The following is a 24814-nucleotide window of genomic DNA, read 5'->3' as shown; positions in this document are numbered from 1 at the left end:
GGGAGGGGGCTTTGGTTGGCGCTTAGATGTGCAGCGCGCGGCCGTAGGCGGCGAGGACGGATTCGTGCATGGCTTCGCTCATCGTCGGGTGCGCGAAGACCGTGTGCATCAGTTCGGCCTCGGTGGTTTCCAGCGTCTTGCCCACGACGAAGCCCTGGATCATTTCCGTGACTTCGGCACCGATCATGTGTGCGCCCAGCAGTTCGCCGGTCTTGGCATCGAACACCGTCTTGATGAAGCCTTCGGGCTCACCCAGCGCGATGGCCTTGCCATTGCCGATGAACGGGAACGTGCCCGCCTTCACGGTGTAGCCGGCTTCCTTGGCCTTGGCCTCGGTCAGGCCCACGCTGGCGATCTGCGGGTGGCAATATGTGCAACCCGGGATGTTGGCGCGGTCCATCGGGTGCGGATGCACGTCCTTGTTGCCCAGTTCGGCGGCAATCGCTTCGGCGGCGATCACGCCTTCGTGGCTGGCCTTGTGCGCCAGCCAGGGGCCGGGCGTCACGTCGCCGATGGCCCACAGGCCCTTCACATTGGTGCGGCCATAGCCGTCGATGGCAATGATGCCGCGCTCTGCCTTCACGCCCAACGCTTCCAGGCCGATGTTCTCGGTGTTGGGAACGATGCCGACGGCCACGATCACGTGGCTGTAATCGCCTTCCACCACCTTGCCGTCCTTGGCCTTGATCTTGGCCTTCACGCCATTGGCGCCCACCGCCAGGCTTTCCACGCCCGCGCCGGTCAGGATCTTGAGGCCCTGCTTGGTCAGCGCCTTTTCGAGGAAGGCCGAAACATCGGCATCTTCCACCGGCACGACGCGATCCATCATCTCAACGACGGTGACTTCGGCGCCCATATCATTGTAGAAGCTGGCAAATTCGATGCCGATCGCGCCCGAGCCGATGACCAGCAGCTTAGCTGGCAGTTCCTTGGGCGTCATCGCGTGGCGATAGGTCCACACGCGGTTGCCATCGGCCTTGGCGAAGGGCAGCTCACGCGCGCGCGCGCCGGTGGCGACGATGACGTGCTTGGCCGAAATCGTTTCAGTGCCCTTCTCGCCGGTCACTTCCACGCTGGTGGCGCTTTTCAAGACGCCCGTGCCCATGTGCACGGTGATCTTGTTCTTCTTCATCAGGTGCGTCACGCCCTGGTTGAGTTGCTTGGCCACGCCGCGCGAACGCTTGACCACCGCTTCCAGGTCGGCGCGGATATTGTCCGCCGCCAGGCCATAGCTGGCCGCGTGCTTCATGTTGTTGAAGACTTCGGCCGAGCGCAGCAGCGCCTTGGTGGGAATGCAGCCCCAGTTGAGGCAGATGCCACCGAGCAGCTCGCGCTCTACAATCGCGGTCTTGAGGCCCAGCTGCGCGGCGCGGATCGCCGCCACATAGCCGCCGGGGCCCGAACCGAGGACGATCACGTCATATTGATCAGCCACTTGGAATTCTCCTTATTCGTCAACCGGGCGGGGCCGGCCGGTGCCGTCAACGGCAACAAACGTGAACTTGGCCTGGGTGACCATCGAGGCTTGCTCGCGGTGCCGCTCGCGCCGCCATGCCTCGATGGCGATGGTCATCGAGGTGCGCCCGGTCTTCTCGATCTCGCCATAGACCGAAACCTCGTCCCCCACCTTGACCGGCTGGACGAACTGCATGCCATCGAGCGCGATGGTCACCGCCCGGCCGCGACAGCGGCGGGCGGCGATCAGGCCGGCGGCATTGTCCATCAACGACATCAACCAGCCGCCGAAGATATCGCCATAGGCGTTGCAATCGGCGGGCATGGCCGTGACGCGGATGGCCGGTTCGCGGCTTTGGACGCTCATGCCACCAGCGCCAGCGGGTTTTCCACGATCTGCTTGAAGGCCTGCATCAGTTCGGCGCCGTCAGCCCCGTCGATCGCACGGTGGTCAAAGCTGCCCGTGGCGCTCATCACCGTGGCCACGCCCAGCGCGCCATCGACGATGTAGGGGCGCTGTTCGCCCGCGCCCACGGCCAGGATCATGCCCTGCGGCGGGTTGATCACGGCTTCGAACTGCTTGATGCCGAACATGCCGAGGTTGGACAGCGAAGCGGTGCCGCCCTGGAATTCGTGCGGCTGCAGCTTGCCTTCGCGGGCCTTGCCGGCCAGCGCCTTCATTTCGGTGGCGATGGCCGAGATCGACTTGGCCCCGGCATCCTTGATGATCGGCGTGATCAGGCCCGAAGGCGCGGCCACGGCCACCGACACATCGACGCGGGTGAAGCTGCGCAGTTCATCGCCGGCAAAGCTGACGTTGCACTTGGGCACCTGCACCAGGGCCTTGGCCAGCGCCTTGATCAAGAGGTCGTTGACCGAGAGCTTGACGCCCTGCGCTTCGAGCGCGGCGTTCAACTGGCTGCGCAGCTTGAGCAGGGCATCGAGGCGCACGTCGACGGTAAGGTAGATGTGCGGGATGGTCTGCTTGGCTTCGGTGAGGCGGCGCGCGATGGTCTTGCGCACGTTGTTGAGCTTTTGCGCTTCGTAAGGAATGCCGAAATCGGGCACCGCAGCCGGGGTGGGTGCAGCCGTCGGCGCCGGGGCGGCAGCAGGCGCGGCAGCCGGTGCAGCGGCGGCAGGCGCCGGGGCTGCAGCACCGGGCTTGGCGCCGAGCACATCGGCCTTGGTCACGCGGCCGTTGGGGCCGCTGCCCTTCACGCTGGCGAGGTCGATGCCCTTTTCGGCGGCGATGCGCTTGGCCAGCGGGGTGGCGATCACGCGATCACCCTTGGCGGCCGGCGCAGCGGCGGCCGCAACGGGAGCCGGAGCAGGCGCGCTGGCCGCGGGGGCCGGTGCCGCTTCGGCAGCCTTGGCCGGCGCGGGCGCAGCAGCAGCGGGCGCCGGGGCGCTGGCATCTTCGTCTTCACCGGCGATCGTGGCGATCACGGTGCCGACTTTCACGCCTTCGCTGCCTTCGGCCACGTCGATCGACACGATCGTGCCTTCATCGACGGCTTCGAATTCCATGGTGGCCTTGTCGGTTTCGATTTCGGCCATGATGTCACCAGAGGCAACCTTGTCACCAACCTTGACGAGCCAGCGGGCCAGCGTGCCCTCTTCCATCGTCGGGGACAGGGCGGGCATCTTGATCGCGATGGGCATGGGCTGTTTTCCGTGTCCTTGCTGACAAAAGTGTCAATTCGGTTTGCAAAACTGGTTTTTTGGCAAAAATTCGGGTTAAATCGAATTTTCGTTTCACCACCTCATTTCACCAGCCTTGCACCTTCGGTCAAGCCTCAAGCGACATGCACGGGGCATGATTTTTAAGCAGGCAGTTTACGTATACTGCCATGGGTGTGCACCTCGCCTATTTGCCAGAACCGCGCATTCGCGGTACCACTTGCCACGAAACGGGGGGCGGACCAGCGACATGCCAGACCAGCAGCGCATCTATCTGGTGATCATGGACGAGACCGAGGAAGCGGCCCGCGCGCTGCGCTTTGCCGCAAGGCGCGCGGTGCGCACGGGCGGCGGGGTGCATATCCTGGCGCTGGTGCCGCGCCAGGAATTCGTCGCCTTTGCTGGGGTCCAGGCCACGATCGAGCAGGAAGCGCATGACCGCGCCGAAGTGCTGGCCACGGCCGCTGCGGGCAGTCTTGCCAGCGAATCCGGCCTGGCGCCGCTGATCAGCGTGCGCCAGGGGAACGGACCGCAAGTGGTTCGCGAATACCTCAAGGAACATCCCGAGGTTTCGGCGCTGGTGCTGGGCGCGGCGGAAGATGGCTCCGGCCCGCTGGTCACCCATTTCGCTGCCGAGGCGGGCACCCTGCCCTGCGTGCTGATGATCGTGCCCGGTGGGGTGGATGACGAGGCGATCGACGCGGTGAGTTGAGGGGGGCTGCCCCCTCCGTCAGGCCTTCGGCCTGCCACCTCCCCCGGTGGGGGAGGATCCTTGGGTTACCGATCCTCCCCACCGGTGGAGATGGCGGCCGCAGGCCGTCGGAGGGGGTTAGCGCCGCTTGCCCTGGTGGCGGATGTTGCCGGGGCGGCCGCGCTGGCCGACCATGTGCTTGCCGCGGAACTTGGGCTTAACGTCCAGCTTGCTGCCGCGCCGTTCGATCCGCTGGATGCCTTCGGCCACGTCCACCGGCTCGAACTTGAGCGCGCCGGTCAGCGGGTTGGCTTCGGCCAGGCGCAGCTTGATGATCATGCCCATGGCGAATTCCTCGCCGCTCAGCTCGCCGACCAGGCGCTGGGCCTTTTCATCATAGTTGAAGCGTTCGGCGCCCAGGGTGGACACCGGCACCAGGCCATCGCCGCCCAGCCCCAGGATCGTGGCGAAGAGGCCGAATTTCTGCACCCCGGTGATGCGCGTGTCGAACACTTCGCCCACGCGGGTGGAGAGCCACGCCGCCACATAGCGGTCGATCGTCTCGCGCTCGGCTTCCATCGCGCGGCGTTCGGCGGCGCTGATCGCGTCCGACACGCGGGCCAGATCGCCGCGATCACGGTCAGACAGGCCGGATGTGGCGGGAATGGCGTGGTTTTCCGGGCGCGGCTGCTCCAGGCCATAGGCATCGACCAGCGCGCGGTGCACGAGCAAGTCGGCATAGCGGCGGATCGGCGAGGTGAAGTGCGCGTAGGAGCCGAGCGCCAGGCCAAAGTGGCCGGCGTTGCGCGGGCCGTAATAGGCCTGGGTCTGGCTGCGCAGCACGGCTTCCATCACCAGCGCCTTTTCCGCCTCGTCGGTCACGTCCTTGAGCATGCGGTTGAACAGGCCGGGCGTGATCACCTGGCCGAGCGACAGCTTGCGGTCGAACGTGGCGAGATAGTCTTTCAGCGCCAGCAGTTTCTCGCGGCTCGGCGGCTCGTGGATGCGATAGACCACCGGGGCGGTCTTGGCTTCCAGCGCCTTGGCCGCCGCCACGTTGGCGGCGATCATGAAGTCTTCGACCACACGATGCGCGTCGAGCCGCTCGCGCAGCGCGATCTGGGCGATGCGGCCTGCCTCGTCGAGCATCACGCGGCGTTCGGGCAGTTCGAGTTCGAGCGGATTGCGATCCGAGCGCGCCTTTTCCAACAGGCGCCACGCGGCCCACAGGTTTTGCAGGTGCGGCTCGGCCCGATCCTCGTCGATGCGGGCCTGCGCCTCTTCATAGGCGATCACTTCGTGGATGCGCACCAGCGCGCGGGTGAAGCGGAAATCGGTGATCCGGCCATCGGCGGCAATGTGCAGGTGGCAGGCCATGGCCGCACGATCCGCGCCGGATTTGAGCGAGCAGACATCGGCGCTCAAGACTTCGGGCAGCATCGGCACGACGCGATCGGGGAAATAGACCGAATTGCCGCGCTTGCGCGCATCGCGGTCCAATTGCCCGCCGGGACGCACGTAGAAGCTGACGTCGGCGATGGCGACCAGCGCACGGAAACCGCCCTCGCCATCGGGCTCGGCCCAGATCGCATCGTCGTGGTCGCGCGCGTCGCTGGGGTCGATCGCCACGATCGGCAGGGCGCGCAAGTCTTCGCGGCGATCCTGGCTGAGCGGCAGCTTGGCCGAGACTTGCGCCTCGTCCAGCGCTTCAGGCGCGAAGGCCATGGGAATGCCGTGCTTGTGGATCGCGATCAGACTGAACGCGCGCGGCGCCAGCGGATCGCCCAGTACGGCGGTGACGCGCATGCCCGAACGGGGCGAGCGGCCTGCCGGTTCAGCCAGCACGAGTTGGCCCGCCTCTGCCCCGCCGAGATCGGAAATCGGCGCGGCATGGCGCTCGCGCTTGTCGATGGGGGCGAGCCAGCCCTTGCCCACGCCATCGAGCTCGACCACGCCCATGACCTGCTCGCTTTGCTGCGGCAGTTTCTTCATCGGGTGGGCCAGCCATTTGCCCGAACCAGGGCCGCCCACTTCCTCGGTCCGCGCCAGCACGCGGTCCCCAGGCCTTAGCGCGGCCTGGCGATCGCGCGCTTTGCCCTTAGGCTCGATCACGCGCAGGCGCGGCGGCGGGCTCGCGTCATCGGGCTGCCAGGAATCGGGGATGGCCAGGACATGGCCCTCGTCGATTTCCACCACGCGCAGCACGGTCACCTTGGGCACGCCGCCCATGGCATGAAACGCGGTGCGGTTGCCGTCGATCAGGCCTTCTTCGGCCATGTCTTTCAAAAGCGCCTTGAGCGCGATCTTCTCGGTGCCCTTGAGGCCGAAAGCCTTGGCAATCTCGCGCTTGCCGGCCGCTTCCGTGCTCTGGGCGATGAAATCGAGCACCTGCTGGCGCGAAGGGAGTCCCTGGGGAAATTTGGTCTTGACCATCTTCTCGCATGTGGGCGCTTGGGCGAAAAAGCGCAACCTTGCACAGCGCCCTTGGAGCGCCGGCTTTGACTGCGTCAAAGCCGGCGCTCCAGCCTTCTGATTTGCCGCATTTTCAAGGCAGGTGATTCCACCTGCCTTGAAAATGCTCTAGGCGGGATGCAGGACGACGACCTTGCAATCGGGCCGATCGGCGGGAATCCAGGTGAATTGGCGGAAGGCCAGGTGCCCATCCCACGGGTGGTCGAAGCGGCGCAGGCCCCCTTCCCGGCCCTGCACCACCTGCTCGTCCCACAGGCTGGCGAAATCGGGGCTTTCCACGCGCAAGTCGGCCACGATCCGCTCGCTCACCGGGTCGGCGTGGCGGCCGGCATGATCGGCGCGGAATTCGGCGATCAGCCGCCGCGCGCGTTCGTGCCAATCGGGCAACATGGCCCGCGCTTCGGCCCGCAGGAACATATAGCGCAAGAGGTTGCGCTCCCCCATGTCGTCAAGCCAGCCGGGAAACAATCGCTCTGCCCCGGCATTCCAGCAGGTGGCGCGCCAGGTGCGATCGAGGCCGTAAGCTGGACCCGGCGCGAATTCCACCAGGACGCGCACCGAATCCGGTGCTTCTTCCAGCGCTGTCGCCATGGGCGCTTCGGGATCGAGCCGGCCCGCCAGCTCGAACAGATAGGCACGTTCTGCCACCGACAGCGCCAGCGCGCGAGCGAGGCGCGCGAGCGCGTGCGGTGAAGGGTTGGCCTCGCGGCCCTGCTCCAGCCAGGCGAGCCAGGTGGTGCTGATGCCGGCGCGAATGGCCAGTTCCTCGCGTCGCAAGCCGGGGGTGCGGCGCCGGCCGCTGCCTTCGGCCGGGCAGCGTTCGCGCGAGGCGCGCAGGAAGCGGCCCAATTCCTGTCTCGTGTCGGTCATGGCAGCACTTATAACAGGATAAATGCCAATCTTGTAACAGGGTAAATCGCGGTTCACACGGAGACGCGAAAGGAACGACCATGACCCGACCCAGCCACGATGATCACGCCGATGCCCAGTTCGGCAGCCGCGCCGCCGCCTATGTTTCCAGTGCCGTTCACGCCCAGGGCGCCGATCTGGCCCGCATGGCCGAAGCACTGGCCGTGCGGCGCCCGGCGCGCCTGATCGACATCGGCACCGGCGGGGGCCATGTGGCCTATGTCGCCGCGCCCCACTGTGGCGAAGTGATCGCCACCGATCTTTCGCCCCGCATGCTGGCGGCGGTGGAGGCGGAAAGCGCGCGGCGCGCCTTGGCCAACGTGGTTACTTGCGTGAGTGCGGCCGAGACGCTGCCCTTTGCCGATGGCCATGCCGATGCCGTGGCCAGCCGCTTTTCCGCGCATCACTGGAACAGCCTGGCGCGCGGGCTGGCCCAGGCGCGGCGGGTGTGTCAACCGCGCGGCCTGGCCCTGTTTGCCGATGTGGTGGCGCCGGCCAGCGCGCTGTGCGACACGCATCTGCAAGCGGTGGAATTGCTGCGCGATGCGAGCCACGTTCGCGATTACAGCCTGGCCGAATGGACCGTCGCGCTGGGCCAGGCCGGCTTTGCGATTTCCGCGATCATGCCGGGGCGCCTGCGCATGGACTTTGCGCAATGGACGGCGCGGATGGGCACCCCGCCCGATCTGGCCACCGCGATTCGCCAGCTTCAGAGCCAGGCTCCGCGCGAAGTGCAGGACCACTTCGCGATCGAGGCCGATGGCAGCTTTACCATCGACACCTTGCTGATCGAGGCAGAGGCGGCTTAGCCGCGGCTATCCTTTGGCTGGGGACCATAGCGATTTGCGCCGCGGGTCGATTGCCGCAGGGTGAGTCCTACCAGCAGCACCAAGGCAAGCCAGGCGAGTGCCGCCACCCACCAGTTGGTTTCATGCAGGATCATCTTCGCGTTTGGCCCACGTTGCATTATCGCCATCGTGTGGGCCACTTGGCTTGGGGTGGCGACGAGATTCAGCAGGTAGGGCACGCCGGGCAGCAGCACGAACCAGCCGGACAGGTTGCTATCGTGCAGGCGGCGCACCAAAGCCGCGAACAGCATGGCAACGGTGATGAGGCTAATAGCGAACCCGATGATCATGAGTTGAGGCAAAGCGGAGGTGATGTTGGCCTGTACGGCAGTAGCGGCCGTATCAGAATCGGCGTTGACACCCACATTGTGCATCGCCGTCCCCACCGTACTGGCCATGAGGGGCGCAGTCACGACCGTGGCCAGAACCCATCGCATGATCAGAAGAAAGATGACAAACAGCCAGAATTGCTGCCGATTGTCACGCCCTGACAGGTTGAATAGATTGCGCAACCCATACTTCGCAGCTTGAATCATTTCAGTCTCCCATACTGCGATGCGGCGTTCAACGATCCCCAGTCGGGCCGAAAGCGCCGCCCGGCACGGCCGAGGCCACCGGGCTTGCGCTGCCATCGGCGGCAATCGCGCTGACGCCGAAGAACCAGTCATCGCCGCGCACGCCCGGCAGAGTTACCTGGGTTTGCGCGGTTTGCAGCACGGGCTTGGCCGGCCAGCCCGGTGCATCGGTGCGTCGTTGCCACAGCGCATAACGCACCGCGCCCGGCACCGGCTTCCACGATACCTCGGTAAAGGTCTGCACCGCCGCTTTAACCGTGGCGACTGGCGGCAGCGGCGCGCGGGCGAGCGCGGCCAGGCCGGCGACGTTGAGCCGCGTCACTTTGGCGAGATAGGCAAAGTCCATGGCATCGATCGTATCGCCATAGGCGCGGCCCTGTTCGGTGCGCAGATCCTGGTGCTGGCGGTCGTAATTCTCCACCGCCACGGAAAAGCGCACGGCAGGATAGCCCAGGGCCTCGAACGGCAGGTGGTCCCCGCCGCGGCCCATGCGATCGGCGCGCCAGACCTGGCGGACGGCGAGGCCCGTCCTGGCCGGATCGGCCAGGCCCGCCAGCCAGCGCGACAGATTGCGCGAGGGGCTGTCGTTCTCCCCGCCGATCGCGCGTTGCGCGCGGGCGAGCGCGGCATCGCCATCGCCGCGTGGCCCTTCGGAAAACACCCGCACGTGGCTATCATCCACCAGACCGTCAGACCCGCGCGAATTGCCGACGATGTCGTTGTTGAACATGGCTTTTACTGTCCAGCCTTGCGCCTTGGCATATTCGGCCAGCAACTTGCCGCCATAAAGGCCCTGCTCTTCCCCGCTGAGCACGGCATAGACGATGGTGGTGGGAAACTTGCGCTTTGACAGCACGCGCGCGGCTTCGAGCACCAGCGCCGTGCCCGAGCCATCGTCGTTGGCGCCGGGGGCATCGGCCGTGGCGTTCATCACGTCGCTGACGCGGCTGTCGATATGGCCGGCCACGATCACCACTTCGTTGGGGCGCTCGCTGCCGCGCTGGATCGCGACGACATCGACGATCTTGGTGGGTGTGGGCAGGCGTTCGCCGGTCACGGTGGTTTCAGGCGTGGCGATGGCGAGGCACTGGCCGCAGGCCGCGCTACTCGCCTCGAACTGCGCCTTGGCCCAGGCGCGCGCCGCGCCGATGCCGCGCTTGGGATCGGTGGGCGAAGACATGGTGTGCCGCGTGCCGAAGCTCACCAGGGTTTCCACGTCTGCCTTGAGGCGCTGTGGGGAGACTTCCTGGGCGTGGAGCGGCAGGGCCAGGGCCAAGAGCGGGAGGGCAAGAAGAGCGCGGGTCATGTCGCGCAGGGTAAACGATATTTTGCGCGAGGTAAGGGGGAACATGCCCTCCCCCAAACCCCCTCCCGCTTGCGGGAGGGGGCTTTCTTCCCTGGCTCCCCTCCCGCAAGCGGGAGGGGCTGGGGGAGGGAATTTTATAACCCGATCAATAAGCCCGAGCGATATAGATCGTTTCAACCGCCGGTTCGCCCGTGAACGGGCAGATACCGGTGGGCGCCGGGGCATCGAGCGGGGTGTTGCGGATGGTGAGCTTGAGCGCCTTCAACTGCTCCACCACCTTGTCCAGCGCCTCGCCCGTGGGGCGCGACCAGCCCAGTTCCACCCAGCCGGGGAACTTGCGGTCTTCGGCGAAATAGGCCGCCAAGCCATCCAGATCGGTCACGCCGCGTTCGATCTGCGCGTCGCGGCGGGCTGCCGCTTGCGCAAACAGCGCGGCCTGGATCGATTCCAGTTCAGCCACGGCCGAGGCGACGAAATCTTCCTTGGCTTGGCCGACGAAATTGACCTTGCCATCCTCGCGCCACAGGCGGTCGCGGCGCACGGCCGAAACCTGGCCGTTTTCCGCATCGCGCCCGCCGATTTCCAGGATCAGCGGTACGCCCTTCTTGACCCAGGCCCAGCGCTTGGCCGTGGCCTTGCCGGGCCGCTTGTCGAGCAGCACGCGGACCTTTTCGTCGAACGCACTCTGGCTGGCCAGCGCCTTGCGCAAGTCTTCGCAATAGGCGAGCAGCGCTTCGTCGCCATCGTTGTCGCGCAGCATGGGCAGGATCACGATCTGGTGCGGCGCCACTTGCGGCGGAGTGCGCAGGCCATCGTCATCGCCGTGCGTCATGATCACGCCGCCGATCAGGCGGGTGGACACGCCCCACGAGGTGGTGTGGCACAGCGCCTGCTGGCCTTCCTTGTCCTGATAGCGGATGCCGGCGGCCTGCGAGAATGTGGTGCCAAGATAATGCGAAGTGCCCGCCTGGAGCGCCTTGCCATCCTGCATCATCGCTTCGATCGAAAAGGTTTCGACCGCGCCGGGGAAGCGTTCGTTTTCGGGCTTGGGCCCGGCGATCACCGGCATGGCCAGCACGTCCTGCGCAAAGCTGCGGTACATTTCCAGCGCGCGCAGGGTTTCGGTCATGGCGTCGGCCTCGTCCGCATGGGCGGTGTGGCCTTCCTGCCAAAGGAATTCGCTGGTGCGCAGGAACATGCGGGTGCGCATTTCCCAGCGCACGACATTGGCCCATTGGTTGGTCAAGAGCGGCAGATCGCGCCACGACTGGATCCACCGCGCCATGGCCGCGCCGATCACCGTTTCCGACGTGGGCCGCACCACCAGCGGCTCTTCCAGCTTGGCTTCGGGATCGGGCATCAGCCCGCCCTTGGGATCGGCCACCAAGCGATGGTGCGTGACCACGGCCATTTCCTTGGCAAAGCCTTCCACGTGGTCGGCTTCCTTGGCGAAGTACGACAGCGGGATGAACAGCGGGAAATAGCAGTTGTCGACGCCCGCTTCCTTGATGCGCGCGTCCATCAGCTTCTGGATGCGTTCCCAGATGCCATAGCCCCAAGGCTTGATCACCATGCAGCCGCGCACGCCGGATTCCTCGGCAAGCTCGGCCTCGGCGATCACCGCCTGATACCACTGGGCAAAGTCTTCGTCGCGCGTGATCGGCAGCGCGTGCTTGATCTTGGGCTGGTTCATGCCCTGCCGGTTAGCCGGTGCGGCGGATCGGGGCAACGCCCCAATGCACCCGCACCGGCAAAAAGCGGATTACTTGCCCAGTTGCTCCAGCTTCTTCTGCATCTCGGCCATCTGCTTGCGCAGTTCCGAAAGCTCGCTGTCGCTGCCGGCGGGGCTGCTGCTCGCCGGCTTGTCGTCTTCGCGCCCCGTGGAGCCGGACACCGTGGCACCGGGCACAAAGGCGGCGGCGGCAGCCTTGAACATTTCCATGTTGCGCTGGGCGATCTGCGCCAGCGGATTGGAGCCGATCGAATCCTCGATCGCCTTGCGCAGCTTGTTCTGGTTCTCGCGGAAATGCTCCATCGAGGCTTCCAGATAGCCGGGCAGCAGTGCCTGCATCGAATTGCCGTACATGGCGATGAGCTGGCGCAGGAAGTTGGTGGGCAGCATCTGCTCGCCCGTCGCTTCCTCTTCCATGATGATCTGGGTGAGGATCGAATGGGTCAGATCCGCGCCGCTCTTGGCGTCGATCACTTTGAACTCGACGTTTTCCTTCACCATCTGCGCGAGGTGGTCGAGCGTGATGTAGCTGGATGTCCGCGTGTTGTAGAGACGGCGGTTGGCGTATTTCTTGATGATGACGGTATCGCCGTCCTTAGCCTGATTTGCCATTTTTATCGGACCCCCGCTGGGAATGTCACATACGATTAGCAGATGCAGTATGTGCGGCGCAATATGAGTTAATCAAGACGCAAGCATGCCTCAATCGCGCAAAAATCGCCGTCCGAGCAGGGTGAGCAGCTCATATTGGGACAAGCCACTGATTTTCGCAGCCTCTGGCAGATCATAGGCAACGTCCAGCCAATCGCCCTCGGCCAGATCGGGTGCACTTGTTGCGTCCACAATGGTCATATCCATCGAGACCCGGCCAATCACCGGCAAGGTGCTGCCCCGCCAGCGAAATTCACCCTTGCCCGACCAGGTGCGCAAGTACCCGTCGGCATAGCCGAGCGCCACCACGGCGGCGCAAATCGGCCGGTCGGCGGTAAACGTGGCATTGTAGCCCACCAGATCGCCGGGCTGGAGTTGGCGTCGCTGAATCACGGCGGCCTGCGGGTGGGCAACCTGCGCGATCACGCCGGCCAGTTCGCTGCGCACAATGCCGCCGTAAAGCGCAATGCCCGGCCGCGTGACATCGGCGTGCCAGCGCGCGCCCAGCGCGATGCCGGCGCTGTTGGCCAGGCTGTAACGCTGGGCCGGAATCTGGGCGCACACCGCCTGGAACCGCGCCAGTTGCTGCGCATTTTGCGCAACGTCCTCGTCCGCACTGGCAAGATGCGACATGCAGCAGTCGATATCGAGACCGGCAAGCGCGGGATCGCCCAGATCGGCCAGCGGCAGGCCCAGCCGGTTGATGCCGGTATCGACCATCAGGTCGCACCGCCCGCCCCCCGCCTCGCGCCAGCGGCGCACCTGGGCCAGCGAATTGAGCACCGGGGTCACCCCGGTTGCCTGCGCATAGGCGACGTCAGCCGCGTTCATCGGGCCGTGCAGCACATGGATCGACGCGGGCGGCACGTGGGCCAGCACGTCGGGAACTTCGCCCCAATGCGCCACGAACCAATCGCGGCAGCCCGCCTGCGCAAGCACGGGAACGACGCGCGCGGCCCCCAGGCCATAGGCATCGGCCTTGACCGCCGCGCCCGCGCTGGCCGCGCCGCTCATGCGATCGAGCGCGCGCCAGTTGGCCGCCAGGGCCGTGGCATCGAGAGCAAGCCGCAGCGCGGCTGGCGGCAAGGGTGCGAAAGCGGCAACGGGACGAGCAAAGGGGGGGTCAGGCAAGGACAAGGCGAAATCGATTCCGTAGATGGCAAAGGCGGCCGGTCAGCCCACTTCGTCTTGCGGCAGCCCACTTTTGAGGCCCCAGGCAGAAACCACGAGCGCCACCAGCACGACAACCCAGGTGTACCACAAGCCGGCATAGGGATCGCCCGTCTTGGCGATGATCAGTGTGGAAAGAAACGGCAGGAAGCCCCCGAAATAGCCGGTGCCGATGTGATAGGGAATGGACAGCGAGGAATAGCGGATGCGCGGGGGGAACATCTCGCACAACACGGCCGCCACCGGGCCATACGTGGCACCGGACAGCGCCATGAGCCCGACCAGCACCAGCACCACGAGCGCCGCCCTGCCGGGCGTTGGCGTGATCCGCGCCAGATCATAGCCGGCCTTGGCCAGGAGCGCTTCCAGCGCCTTGCCCCGCGCCTTCTTGTCTGCCCAGGGATAGGCTTCGAGCGGCAGGCGCGCCGCCCCGGCATGAAGCGTAAGCGTGGGCGCACGTTCGAGGCGATAGGGCACGCCGGTAGCGGTCAGGTCAGACAGCAGCTTGGCGCACGGGTTGGCCTGGTCGGTGGCAAAGGCATCGAAATGGCAATCGGGCCCGGAAACGACGACCGGCAATTCGCGCGCCTGGCGAGCGAGATGCGGATTGGCCAGCGCGCCGATGCCCCAATAGAGCGGGAACAGCAGCACCAGCGTGGCGACATAGCCCCACACGATCGGGACCTTACGGCCCACCTTGTCGGACAGGTGGCCGAAGAGCAGGAACGTGGCGACGCCGAACAGCGCCGCGATCCCGACGATGATCTCGGCCGCGGTGTCGTTCATGCGCATCGCCGTTTTCAGGAACGTGAGGCTGCTGAACATGGCGGTGTACCAGATCACGGTCAGCCCGGCGGCGATGCCGAACAGCGCGACGAACAGCCGCTTCTTGTTGCCCGGCGCGGTCAGGCTTTCCACGAAGGGATTGCCGGCCAGCTCGTTTTCGGCCTTCATCGCCTGGAACACCGGGCTTTCCGACAGCTTGAGGCGCATCCACAGCGAAATCGCCAGCAGCACCAGGCTGAGCACGAAAGGCACGCGCCAGGCCCAGGCCGCCCACAGTTCCGGCCCAAAGGCGGCCTTGCAGGTGAGCACCACCACCAGGCTGAGGATGAAGCCCCCGACCACGCCGGCCTGGATGAAGCTGGTGAAAAACCCGCGCCGCGCGGGCGCGCAGTGTTCGGCCACATAGACCGCCGCGCCGCCATATTCGCCGCCCAGCGCCAACCCCTGCGCCACGCGCAGCACGATGACGAGCGCGGGGGCGGCATAACCGATACTGGCCGCCGAGGGCACCAGGCCCACGCCGGCCGTGGCCACGCCCATCAACGCCACCGTGGCAAGGAACGTGTACTTGCGCCCCAGCCGATCGCCCAGGAAGCCGAACAGCACCGCGCCCAGCGGTCGGAAACCGAAGCCGACGGCAAACACCAGCCAGAACAGCAGCAATTCCAGCGTGGCATTGCCCGTGGGAAAGAAGGCCTTGGACAGGATCGTGCCCAACGTGCCGTAGATGAAGAAGTCATACCATTCGAACACGGTGCCGGCGCTACTGGCGGCGATGACCAGCCGGATATCGGCCGCGGTCGGTTCCGCGTGCGTGGTGTTCATGACGTGAAATTCCCCCGGCGTTCGTTATCGGGGACAGCCTTAGCCTGCCTTGGCCGGCTCCGCCAGCGCTGCCAGTGCGGCATCCCATGCCAGGAGAATGGCGCCATGGCGGGCGGGATAGTCCTTTGCCTTGCGCAGCAACGCCAGGCCCGGCCAATCGGGCTCGTCCCCCTCGCCCGCCAGCCAGGCCGACAAGGCCGCGCGGGCGGCCGCCACGTCGGCCTGGGTCCGGCCTTGCGCGGCCGTGGCGAAGATGTGGGCTGCTGCCTGGCCCACCGCGCAGGCATGCGGGCGCAGGCCGAGCCGGACGATGCGCCCTTCCCCATCCAGCGCCAGGCCGAGGCTGAGCGTGCTGCCGCATGCGCGCGAGCGCGCCTCTCCCACCAGGGGCAAGCTCTCGTCCCAGGGCCATTGAGCCAGCCCCATGGCAGCGGCCAGCACTTCGGGCGTATAGAGAACGGCGGCCGACATCGATCAATCCGCCGTGCTGGTGGCGGGATGCTTGCGGTGGTGTGCCTTTTTGTGCGCGGCGGTGGGCTTGGGCGCCGGGGCATCCCCATCGGCATTGGCGGCATCGTCGTCGGCTGCCTCGGCCGCTGCGGCGCGCCGCTCGGCAATCACCGAAACGAGTTCCTCGCTCGCCGCGTTGAGGAAGGGATACGTGCGCGCCTCCGTGATCCATTCCGGCCGGCCCTTTACGCCCCAGACCACGTCATAGGCAAAGACCACCAAGGCAAAGCCCAGGACCATGAGAATGGCGCCCTTCACCGCGCCGAAGCCGAAGCCGAGCAACCGGTCGATCGGCCCAAGCATCGAATCGCGGCTGGCCGCACCCATCCTGCGCGCGATGAGGCGCATGAGGCCCCAGGGCACGATCATCAGCAGGGCATAGGCAAGAACGCCAGCGCCGGTATCGGTCTTGAGATGCGGCTTGAGCGCAGCCGTCAAGGGCTCCAGGCCATAGTGCACGGCAACCAGCACGATGCACCACGCCGCAAGCGAGAGCACTTCCTCCACGAAGCCGCGAAAGAAACCGCCGATCGCGCCGACCGCGACGACCAGAAAGACAACATAATCGAAGCCGGTCATTCCCTGCCGATTAGGCGCCGCTCATCACCCGGTCAACGAGATTTGGCAGCAGTCGGATCGGCGAATAGCGCAAGCCTTCCACCTTTTCCCCCGCGCCGTCGGGCCCGTGCAACTGCTTGAAGCCCAGCTTGGCCGCTTCGCGCAGGCGCACGCCGGCATGGGCGACAGGGCGCACCTCACCGGCCAGCGACACTTCGCCGAACCAGGCGGAGCCCGCCGCCAGCGGGCGATCGGCCAGTGCCGAAACCAGCGCGGCGGCCACGGCGAGATCGGCGGCGGGATCGGTCAGGCGATAGCCGCCGGCCACGTTCAAATAGACTTCGGCCGAGGAAAAGCTGAGGCCGCAACGCGATTCGAGCACGGCGAGCAACATGGCCAGGCGCCCGGAATCCCATCCGACCACCGCGCGGCGCGGCGTGGCCCCGCTGGCCAGGCGCACGGTGAGCGCCTGGATTTCCACCAGCACCGGCCGCGTGCCCTCCAGTGCGGGAAACACCGCGCTGCCCGGCACCGGCTCTTCGCGGCCCGAGAGGAACAAGAGCGAAGGATTGCCCACTTCCTCCAGCCCGGCGCCAGCCATGGCGAACACGCCGATTTCGTCCACCGCGCCAAAGCGGTTCTTGATCGCGCGCAGGATGCGGTACTGGTGGCTGCGCTCGCCCTCGAAGCTCATCACCACATCGACCATGTGTTCGAGCACGCGCGGCCCGGCGATCGAGCCATCCTTGGTGACATGCCCGACCAGGACCAGCGCGACGCCGTTTTCCTTGGCATAGCGGATGAGTTCGAACGCGCAGCCGCGCACCTGGCTCACCGTGCCGGGCGCGCCCTCGATCTGGTCGGAATGCATCGTCTGGATCGAATCGATCACCAGCAGCGCGGGCGGCTCCATGCTGCCCAGCGTGGTGAGAATATCGCGCACCGACGTGGTGGACGCGAGGCGGATCGGCGCCTTGCCCAGCCCCAGGCGATCGGCGCGCAGGCGGATCTGGTCCGACGCTTCTTCGCCGCTGATATAGACCACGAGACCACCCGCGTTGGCGATGCAGGCAGCCGTCTGCAACAGCAGCGTCGATTTGCCGATGCCGGGATCACCGCCCATCAGGATGGCCGAGCCGGGCACCAGCCCACCGCCCAGCGCGCGATCGAATTCGGCAAGGCCGGTCTTGCGCCGCTGCGGCAGGGCCACGGGGCTATCGAGCGAAACGAACTGCACCGCGCGCCCGCCACTCGACAGGTCGTGCTTGGCCGAAAACACCGTCTGCGGCGCTTCTTCGGCCAGGGTGTTCCATTCGGCGCAATCGGGGCATTGCCCCTGCCAGCGCGGAGAGACGCTGCCACAGGCCTGGCAGACATAACGACGTTTGGGCTTGGCCATGCCCCCCGCTAACGCGAACAGAGCGGGAACGCAAGCAGCCTGTAACGCCGATATGGCATCATTCGCTGAACGTCGAGCGCTGGGCCGCTTCGATTTCCTCAAGATAGCGGCGGCGGGCGTGGCGCTCGGTGATCACGCCCTGCACCACGCCCACGCCATCGACCACGGCGATTTCATCGGCGGCGTGTTCATCGAACAGGGCGAGCACGGCCTTGATATCGGCCGCTGGCGAAAGGGTCAGGCCGGTGAGCGTTGCCAGCGCATGAAGCCGGGTTTCGGGCGTCAGATCAGGGCGGTAGGCCGAAGCGGTGGCCATGATCCCGCGATAATGGCCAGCCTCGTCCACGAGCACCGCCTTGCTGGCCGAGCCGAGCGGCATGCGGGTGCGGAACTCGGCCACGGTCAGGTCTTCGGGCATCGAAACCCAATCGCGCCGCATGATCCGCCCGGCCGAAAGATTGAGCATCCAGCCGATGTCGCGCGGCCCGCGAATGTTGCTGCCGCGCACGTGGAGGCGCCAGGTGGAGAAGGAATAGCCGAACACTTCGCGGGTGAGCGTGCCCGAAACCAGCGCGGCGGTCAGCACCACGCCCATCAGCGCGAAATCGTGCGTGATTTCGAGCATGAGCATGGCCAGCGTCATCGGCCCGCCGACGATCGAGACGCTGAGCGCGGCCATGCCGACCAGAGCCGCGTCGGTGGGATCGAGCGCCAGGCCGGGGAAAAGCTGCCCGGCGATGATCGAAAAGGCCTGCCCCACCACCGAACCAAGGAACAGCGAGGCGAAGAACAACCCGCCGCGAAAGCCGCTCGACAGCGCGACGACGCAGGCGGCGACTTTGGCAAGCAGCACCACGGCGAGGAAATCCAGACCTGGCCGCAGCGCAAGATTGAGATGCAAGGCGCCGTGCCCGGCCGAAAGCGACTGCGGCGTGACCAAGGCCAGGGGGATGAGCAGCAATCCGCCCAGGATCGGGCGCCAGCGCGCCAGCCACTTGAAGCGGCCCAGCGCCAGTTCCGCCGCCGTAACCAGGCGCATGACCATGATGCCGACCATGGCCGCGACCACGCCGAGCACCCCATAGGCCAGGTAATGTTCGATCGTGAGGCTGCGCCCCACCGCGGTGGTGGCGATGAGCCAAGGTTCGCTGCCCATCAGGCGCGACATGCCCGCCGCCGCCAGGGCCGCGGCCATCACCGGCGCCACGGCCCCCGGCACGAACGAGCCGATGACGATTTCAAACGCATAGAATGCCCCTGCCAGCGGGGCGTTGAACGCCGCGCCCACGGCGGCACCCGCCCCGGCGCCCACCAGCGTGCGCAAGTCGTTGCGGCGCAACTTCATCGCCTGGCCCAGCACGCTGGCCATGCCGCCGCCCATCTGGGCGTAGGCCGCTTCCAGCCCGACCGATGCGCCCACGCCGTTGGAAATCACCGTCTGCCCGGCGATGATGAGGTTATCGGCAGGGGGAATACGTCCGCCGTGCAAGGCATTGGCCTCAACCACGTCGATCAACGGCCTGTTGCGTCGGCGCAGCCAACGCCCCCAAAGCGCCAGCGCCACACCACCCAGGGGCAGGGCGACAAGGCGCCACGGATGCCGAATTTCCGCCAGCGCGCTCAGGCGGTTGCCTTCCAGGCCATAGAACACTTGCTGCATCGCATGGGCGATGAAAGCCAAGGCATTGGTGGAAAGTCCGGCGAGTGCGCCGGCTAGGGCGGCAAGCACGATAAAGGCTGCCTCGCGCTCGCGCAGCAGGCGGCGCAGGCGCACGACGAGTTTGATCAGCAGCGTGGTGAAAGCGTGGGAAAAGCCGCGTCGAGGCGAAAAAGGGCCGGAGTGGGGCATCGGTCAACCCGCAATCGTCGGACTCGGCCGGAAGGAATGGTGCCCCTGGCCCGACTCGAACGGGCACGTCTTTCGACAACCGATTTTGAGTCGGTCGCGTCTACCATTCCACCACAGGGGCACTGCAGCTTGCCGGGGCGCTTTAGCGGCCCCGGCAAAAAGGTTCAACCCGGCACACACCGGATCGGTTGGAAATCCACACCTTGCCGGCGTGGCCACCCGCCCTCAGTTCTTGAGCGCGGTGGCGACCAGCTTGTGCAGGCGCGAATGCAGCGCATCGTTGGCGGCCAGCACGGTTTCATCGCAGATCGGCTGCGAACGGCCGCGATAGTCCGAAACGAAGCCGCCCGCCTCGCGCACGAGCAGGCACCCGGCCGCCGTGTCCCAGGGCTTGAGATTGCTTTCCCAGAACCCGTCGTAACGGCCCGCCGCCACCCAGGCGAGATCGAGCGAAGCGGCGCCGAAGCGGCGGATGCCGGCCACGCGCATGCCGATTTCGTGATAGACCCGCGTCCATTCGCCCATGTCGCCATAGCCGAGGAACGGAATGCCGGTGGCAATGACCGAATCATCGAGATTGCGGCGCGCGGAAACGCGCAGGCGGCGATCCTGCAGCCAGGCGCCGCGGGACTTTTCGGCCCAGAAGCTTTCATCGGTCATCGGCTGGTAGACGATTCCGGCGATCACGTCGCCCCAACCCGAACCATCGGCGGCGGCTTCCTGCACCGCGATCGAAATGGCGAAATGCGGGATGCCGTGGAGGAAGTTGGTGGTGCCATCGAGCGGATCGATGATCCAGCGCGGCTTGGTGGGATCACCTTCCACCACGCCTTCTTCTTCCATCACGAAGCCCCAGTCGGGGCGCGCGGCGCGCAGTTCTTCGTAGATCGTGCGTTCCGAAGCCTGGTCCGCCTTCGAAACGAAGTCGGCCGGGCCCTTGCGGCTGACCTGAAGGTGTTCGACTTCGCCGAAATCGCGGCGCAGACGCGTGCCGGCCTTGCGCGCGGCACGCTCCATCACCCGGACTAGACCGGAAATCGCCATGGGATCAGCCCGCCTTGCCGACGTAGGAACGCTCGTAGACGTCCACCACGATGCGCGTGCCGCTTTCGATGTGCGGCGGCACCAGGATGCGCACGCCGTTGTCGAGCACGGCCGGCTTGTAGGACGAAGAGGCGGTCTGGCCCTTCACCACGGCGTCGGCTTCGACGATGGTGGCTTCCACGGTTTCGGGCAGTTCGACCGAGATCGGGCGCTCGTCGTACATTTCGAGCAGGACGGTCATGCCGTCCTGGAGGAACGCGGCGGCGTCACCCAGAAGATCGCTCGGCAGCGTGATCTGGTCGTAGGTTTCCACGTCCATGAACACCAAGTCTTCGCCTTCGGCATAAAGGAACTGGAAGTCCTTGGTATCGAGGCGCACGCGCTCGACCGTGTCGGCGCTGCGGAAGCGCACGTTGGTCTTGCGGCCATCGATCAGGTTCTTCATTTCGACCTGCATGAACGCGCCGCCCTTGCCGGGCTGGGTGTGCTGGGTCTTGGCAACTTTCCAGATGCCTTTTTCGTATTCCAGGATGTTGCCCGGACGGATGTCCACGCCGCTGATCTTCATGATGGAAAGAGCCCTGACCAAAGTAGGAAAGGCCGCGCCTTAGCCGAGGTGGCCGATTGCTTCAAGCCGCTGTTGCATGCTAACCCCTGCGGCCATGACCCTGCGCGCTTGCAATGCTTCCCCGGCGGCCCCCCTCATGGCCATGGCCCTGATGCTGGCCGCATCGCTGACCCCCACCCCGGCCAGCGCAGCTCCCGGCGGCGACCTTGCCACCTTGCACAATGGCCACTGGACCTGCGAATACCCCGGTGACGCCGCGGCCCAGCCGCGCCAGGTGCCGGGCGAAGGCTTTCGCATCACGCCCGATTCCAGCTATCGCACGCCCGATGGCAAGGGCGGCGGCACCTATCTGCTGCTGGGCAAGGCCATGGTGTTCACTTCCGGCCCGCTCAACGGGCACAGCTATGAAGCGCAAGGGCCCAACACGGTCCTGCAGCTCGATGCCCATGGCAAGCGCACCGGCGTGCGCTGTTCCCGCAAGGGCGCGGCCAGTGGCGGCTTTGCCGACGCGCCCGAAGCCACGGTGAACGGCGCCAATTGAGCGTTCAGGCCCGCCCGCCCCGCGCCATGCGGGCATAGGCAAAGGCCACGATAGCGCCGAACAGGACAAGCCCGAGCGGCATGGCCCAGGGATTGCTGGCTAGCACGGTCATCACATCGGCCTTGCCGCTGCCGGCAACGATGGCGGCAAAGGCAATGTTGAACAGCCCGTCGCCCACGATCAGGCCCGTTGCAGTCAGCACGCCCATGCGCTCGGCCAGCGCAGGATCGGCCTGCCGCATGGCCCAGCGGTTGTAGAGATGGCCCAGCACGGCCCCCAGCACCACCGGCAGGGTGGTGGGCATCGGCAGGTACATGCCCATGCCAACGGCGAGCGGCGGCAACGAGCCCCGGCCGGTGGCGCGCAACCCCTCGTCGATGGCAATGGCGCCTGCGCCGATCGCCGCACCGAGCGCGATGAGGTTCCAATCGAGCCCCTGGCCCAGGACGCCCTGGATAATCGCGGAAATCAGCGCGGCCTGGGGCGCGGCCAGCGCATTGGGGCCGGCACCGGGCGCGCCGACAAAGCCGAACGTACCGTTGAGCAGCGTCAGGATCGGCGGGATCACCACCGCGCCGAACACCACGCCCAGCACCAGCGCCACCTGCTGCCGCCAGGGCGTAGCGCCGACGAGTTCGCCGGTCTTGAGGTCTTGCAAGTTGTCGTTGGAAATGGTTGCCACGCCAAACACCAGCGCGGTGACGAACAGTGCGAACGCGACCAGCGCCTTGCCTGCGGCGGGATCGGCCAGGTGCCCGAACAGCGCGAGCAGGACGAGCGCAATGCCCAGCGCGGCAAGGATGCCCACGCCCGAGATCGGGCTGTTCGAAGCGCCGATCAGGCCGGCCATATAGCCGCAGACCGAAGCGATCACGACACCTGCCACCAGGACATAGGCTACCGCCGCCAGCAGCGTGGTACCCAGATGCTCGGCCACGGGGCCGCTGCTGGCGAAATTGGCGAGCAGCAGGGCGATCGGCGCCATCAGTACGAGGATGGTGCCGCCAACCAGCCCGATCGGCAGGTCGCGCTCGGTCAGGGCCAAGCCGGCATAGCCATCGGCCGCGCGGGCACGGCTGGCGGCCAGCGCCCCGGCGATGCCCCGCACGATCGGCCCGATCACGCGCAGCAAGGTCCAGATCGCGGCGACGCCGATCGTGCCGGCGCCGATGAAGCGTATCTTGGCACGAAACACGGTCGAAACGAAATCGGCCAGTTCGGTGCCTGCAGGCGGACCGCCGGCAGTGTAGATCGGCAGCAGCACGCCAAAGCCGATGATCACGCCGGTCAAGATTGCCAGGCCTACAGCCAGGCCCACCAGGTGTCCCACGCCGATCAGCGCCAGCGAAAGGCCGCCGCCCGCGGTGGTTGCGCCGCCGGCAAAGCGAAACACGCCGCTCGCTTCCTCGGCCACCAGGCCCAGCTTGGCGAGCAGCGGATAAGCGACGGACAGCCCGGTGCCGGTGGCAACGGCGGCCAGCCCGCGCCGGTTTTCCTCGGTGCCGCCCTCGCCCGCACCCACCTTGAGCACTTCGGCCGCCGCGACGCCTTCGGGATAGGGCAGGTCTGACCCGGTCACCAGCGCGCGGCGCAGCGGGACCGAATACATCACCCCCAGGATGCCGCCGATGGCGATGACCGCCACCGATTGCCAATAGGGAAACCCGGTCCACCAGCCCACCATGACCAGGCCCGGCAGCACGAAGACGATCGCCGAAAGCGTGCCGGCCGAGCTGGCGATGGTCTGGACGATGTTGTTTTCCTGGATGGTCGATCCCGGCAAGAGGCGCAGGATCGCCATGGAAATCACCGCCGCGGGGATCGAGGTGGCAAACGTGAGGCCAATACGCAGGCCCAGATAGACATTGGCCGCGGTGAAGATCACCGTCAGCGCCGCGCCCAGCGCCACACCGCGCCAGGTTAGTTCGCGCGCCGTCAATTCGCTGGGATTGATACCGCTTGCCACCATTGCATCCTTCTTGCCGCCAACCTGGCTCCACGGCGCGGTTTGGCACGGCGCGGCGGCAAAAGGAAGATCAGGCCCAAGGCTCAGGCAACGAATTCCACCTTGGTTTCCTGGCTCACCATCTGCGCCAGGCGCGCGGCGTTCCAATTGGTCAGGCGCACGCAGCCATGGCTTTCGGTGTGGCCGATCATCGCCGGCTCGGGCGTGCCGTGGATGCCATAGTGCGGCTTGGACAGATCGATCCACACCACGCCCACCGGGCTGTTGGGGCCAGGCGGCAACAGGGCATCGGGCTTTTTATCGGAAACGTCCCAGAACAAGTCGGGATTGAAATGATACTTGGGATTGTGATCGACACCGTAGATCTTCCAGTTGCCCAGCGGCAGCGGATCGTGCGCCGATCCGGTGGTGACGGTGAACAGCGCGACCAGCGCGCCCTGCCCATCATAGGCCGAAAGCGTGCCGGCCTTGCGGCTCACCACGATACGGGCGGCATGCGGTTCATCGGTGCCCACGCCAAGATCGGCCAGGGTCTGGCGCCAGGCAGGATCGGCCACTTGTGCAGGATCGATCGCGTCGCCCCCGACATTGGGCACGCGCAGCTTGGCCCCGGCGGCAAACGGCGGCGCGCCGGGGTTGAGCGCATGGAGCACTTCGGGCGTGGTGTGGAAGCGCTCCGCGAGCTTTTCATCGAGGCTGGCATAGCCAAGCGCGGGCAGCTTGGCCTGGGCGGCGGGATCGTGCGGCAACGGGGCAAAGGGGCCCGCGGCAAAGCTGGCCGGAATGGTCACCATGCGCGTGGCGGGGACATTGCTTTGGCGCGACAGGATCGCGCGCGTGGCATCGTCGAGCAACCCGGTCTGGGGCAGGTCATTGGCCTGCTGGAACGCGCGCAGGGCGTTGCGCGTGGATGGGTTGATCGTGCCGTCGATCACGCTGGGTGCAAAGCCGGCCCGTTCGAGCAGGACCTGGGCCTGCATTTCGGGACGAGGCCGATCGTCGTGCATGCCCGCCGCCTCGCCGGGGCCGGCATCGTCCGACGCCATGCTGTCGGCGCCGGGCAGCGCGGCTGTGGCGCTCGCTGCGTCGCTGGACGCGGTATCGGGCGCGGAACGGTTGCAGGCAGAAGTGGCAAGGGCCAGGGCAGCGAGGGAAATCAAGGCGGAAGCGGCAAGCCGGCGTTCGCGTGTCATCGGGTCTCCGTGCAAGGGGTCAGTCAGGCCGCAGGACGGCAGGCGTGGCGCGGCATTGCCACGCCACAATCAACACGTTCCGCGAT

At 66.5% G+C, this 24814-nt stretch carries 22 protein-coding genes and 1 tRNA gene; 3 read left to right on the top strand and 20 right to left on the bottom strand.

Annotated features, from left to right (window positions below):
- Positions 1–22: 22 nt before the first annotated feature.
- Genes lpdA through FHT19_RS06385 form a run of 3 tightly spaced genes read right to left on the bottom strand, consistent with a single transcriptional unit; the run spans position 23 to position 3117 of the window.
- Positions 23–1435: a dihydrolipoyl dehydrogenase gene (gene lpdA, locus FHT19_RS06395; RefSeq protein WP_169474332.1), complete on the bottom strand. Its 1413-nt coding sequence runs from the start codon at positions 1433–1435 to the stop codon at positions 23–25.
- 12 nt (positions 1436–1447) lie between these two features.
- Positions 1448–1822 carry an acyl-CoA thioesterase gene (locus tag FHT19_RS06390; RefSeq protein WP_168554757.1) on the bottom strand — a complete coding sequence of 125 codons (375 nt, stop codon included), beginning with the start codon at positions 1820–1822 and terminating at the stop codon, positions 1448–1450.
- Positions 1819–3117: a pyruvate dehydrogenase complex dihydrolipoamide acetyltransferase gene (locus tag FHT19_RS06385; protein ID WP_169474331.1), complete on the bottom strand. Its 1299-nt coding sequence runs from the start codon at positions 3115–3117 to the stop codon at positions 1819–1821. The genes FHT19_RS06390 and FHT19_RS06385 overlap by 4 nt, the downstream gene beginning before the upstream one ends.
- A 268-nt stretch (positions 3118–3385) precedes the next feature.
- Here FHT19_RS06385 and FHT19_RS06380 point away from each other — a divergent pair, with 268 nt between their 5' ends.
- Complete coding sequence (locus FHT19_RS06380) at positions 3386–3847, top strand: universal stress protein (RefSeq protein ID WP_169474330.1); 462 nt, start codon at positions 3386–3388, stop codon at positions 3845–3847.
- 117 nt (positions 3848–3964) lie between these two features.
- Here FHT19_RS06380 and FHT19_RS06375 read toward each other — a convergent pair whose 3' ends face one another.
- Positions 3965–6259: a VacB/RNase II family 3'-5' exoribonuclease gene (locus FHT19_RS06375; RefSeq protein ID WP_169474329.1), complete on the bottom strand. Its 2295-nt coding sequence runs from the start codon at positions 6257–6259 to the stop codon at positions 3965–3967.
- A gap of 147 nt (positions 6260–6406) precedes the next feature.
- Positions 6407–7168, bottom strand: a complete 762-nt coding sequence (locus FHT19_RS06370; RefSeq protein WP_169474328.1) for a helix-turn-helix transcriptional regulator — start codon at positions 7166–7168, stop codon at positions 6407–6409.
- An 80-nt stretch (positions 7169–7248) separates the two neighbouring features.
- Here FHT19_RS06370 and FHT19_RS06365 point away from each other — a divergent pair, with 80 nt between their 5' ends.
- Positions 7249–8016 (top strand): class I SAM-dependent methyltransferase, encoded by a 768-nt coding sequence (locus FHT19_RS06365; RefSeq protein ID WP_169474327.1) that lies wholly within the window; start codon positions 7249–7251, stop codon positions 8014–8016.
- Here the strand turns inward: FHT19_RS06365 and FHT19_RS06360 are convergent.
- The 13 genes from FHT19_RS06360 to efp all read right to left on the bottom strand — a co-directional run bounded on the left by FHT19_RS06360 (position 8013) and on the right by efp (position 21028).
- A complete protein-coding gene (locus FHT19_RS06360) occupies positions 8013–8591 on the bottom strand; it encodes a DUF805 domain-containing protein (RefSeq protein WP_169474326.1) in 579 nt (192 codons plus the stop codon). The two genes, FHT19_RS06365 and FHT19_RS06360, sit on opposite strands and share 4 nt — an antisense overlap.
- Positions 8592–8619: 28 nt before the next feature.
- Positions 8620–9936, bottom strand: coding sequence for a M28 family peptidase (locus FHT19_RS06355; protein ID WP_169474325.1), 1317 nt, complete (start codon positions 9934–9936; stop codon positions 8620–8622).
- A 145-nt stretch (positions 9937–10081) separates the two neighbouring features.
- On the bottom strand, positions 10082–11629 hold the full coding sequence (gene proS / locus FHT19_RS06350; protein WP_169474324.1) for a proline--tRNA ligase: 1548 nt from the start codon (positions 11627–11629) through the stop codon (positions 10082–10084).
- Between the two features lie 69 nt (positions 11630–11698).
- A complete protein-coding gene (phaR, locus tag FHT19_RS06345; protein WP_168554749.1) occupies positions 11699–12280 on the bottom strand; it encodes a polyhydroxyalkanoate synthesis repressor PhaR in 582 nt (193 codons plus the stop codon).
- Between the two features lie 90 nt (positions 12281–12370).
- On the bottom strand, positions 12371–13450 hold the full coding sequence (locus FHT19_RS06340) for an alanine racemase (RefSeq protein WP_248290289.1): 1080 nt from the start codon (positions 13448–13450) through the stop codon (positions 12371–12373).
- A gap of 42 nt (positions 13451–13492) precedes the next feature.
- Positions 13493–15100 carry an MFS transporter gene (locus FHT19_RS06335; protein ID WP_169474323.1) on the bottom strand — a complete coding sequence of 536 codons (1608 nt, stop codon included), beginning with the start codon at positions 15098–15100 and terminating at the stop codon, positions 13493–13495.
- A gap of 39 nt (positions 15101–15139) precedes the next feature.
- The gene (locus FHT19_RS06330; protein WP_169474322.1) at positions 15140–15571 is read right to left on the bottom strand and encodes an iron-sulfur cluster assembly scaffold protein; all 432 of its coding nucleotides are present in this window, start codon (positions 15569–15571) and stop codon (positions 15140–15142) included.
- A 3-nt stretch (positions 15572–15574) separates the two neighbouring features.
- Positions 15575–16189: a CvpA family protein gene (locus FHT19_RS06325; RefSeq protein WP_169474321.1), complete on the bottom strand. Its 615-nt coding sequence runs from the start codon at positions 16187–16189 to the stop codon at positions 15575–15577.
- Positions 16190–16199: 10 nt separating this feature from the next.
- The gene (gene radA / locus FHT19_RS06320; RefSeq protein ID WP_168554745.1) at positions 16200–17567 is read right to left on the bottom strand and encodes a DNA repair protein RadA; all 1368 of its coding nucleotides are present in this window, start codon (positions 17565–17567) and stop codon (positions 16200–16202) included.
- A gap of 58 nt (positions 17568–17625) precedes the next feature.
- The gene (locus tag FHT19_RS06315) at positions 17626–19416 is read right to left on the bottom strand and encodes a chloride channel protein (RefSeq protein WP_169474320.1); all 1791 of its coding nucleotides are present in this window, start codon (positions 19414–19416) and stop codon (positions 17626–17628) included.
- A 37-nt stretch (positions 19417–19453) separates the two neighbouring features.
- Positions 19454–19537, bottom strand: a tRNA-Leu gene (locus FHT19_RS06310).
- A gap of 104 nt (positions 19538–19641) precedes the next feature.
- A complete protein-coding gene (locus tag FHT19_RS06305; RefSeq protein ID WP_168554743.1) occupies positions 19642–20460 on the bottom strand; it encodes an inositol monophosphatase family protein in 819 nt (272 codons plus the stop codon).
- Between the two features lie 4 nt (positions 20461–20464).
- Positions 20465–21028 carry an elongation factor P gene (gene efp / locus FHT19_RS06300; protein WP_054131025.1) on the bottom strand — a complete coding sequence of 188 codons (564 nt, stop codon included), beginning with the start codon at positions 21026–21028 and terminating at the stop codon, positions 20465–20467.
- 142 nt (positions 21029–21170) lie between these two features.
- On the opposite strand from efp, the gene FHT19_RS06295 reads away from it, so the two are divergent.
- Positions 21171–21569, top strand: coding sequence for a hypothetical protein (locus FHT19_RS06295; RefSeq protein ID WP_211184765.1), 399 nt, complete (start codon positions 21171–21173; stop codon positions 21567–21569).
- Positions 21570–21573: 4 nt separating this feature from the next.
- Here FHT19_RS06295 and FHT19_RS06290 read toward each other — a convergent pair whose 3' ends face one another.
- Positions 21574–23538: an oligopeptide transporter, OPT family gene (locus FHT19_RS06290; protein WP_169474319.1), complete on the bottom strand. Its 1965-nt coding sequence runs from the start codon at positions 23536–23538 to the stop codon at positions 21574–21576.
- A gap of 80 nt (positions 23539–23618) precedes the next feature.
- Positions 23619–24728, bottom strand: a complete 1110-nt coding sequence (locus FHT19_RS06285; RefSeq protein WP_169474318.1) for a L,D-transpeptidase — start codon at positions 24726–24728, stop codon at positions 23619–23621.
- Between the last annotated feature and the right edge of the window lie 86 nt (positions 24729–24814).

The organism is Novosphingobium sp. SG919, assembly GCF_012932495.1.
Classification (GTDB): domain Bacteria; phylum Pseudomonadota; class Alphaproteobacteria; order Sphingomonadales; family Sphingomonadaceae; genus Novosphingobium; species Novosphingobium rhizosphaerae.
Note: the sequence above shows the minus strand (reverse complement) of the source record. Positions and strands in the feature narration are given on the sequence as shown.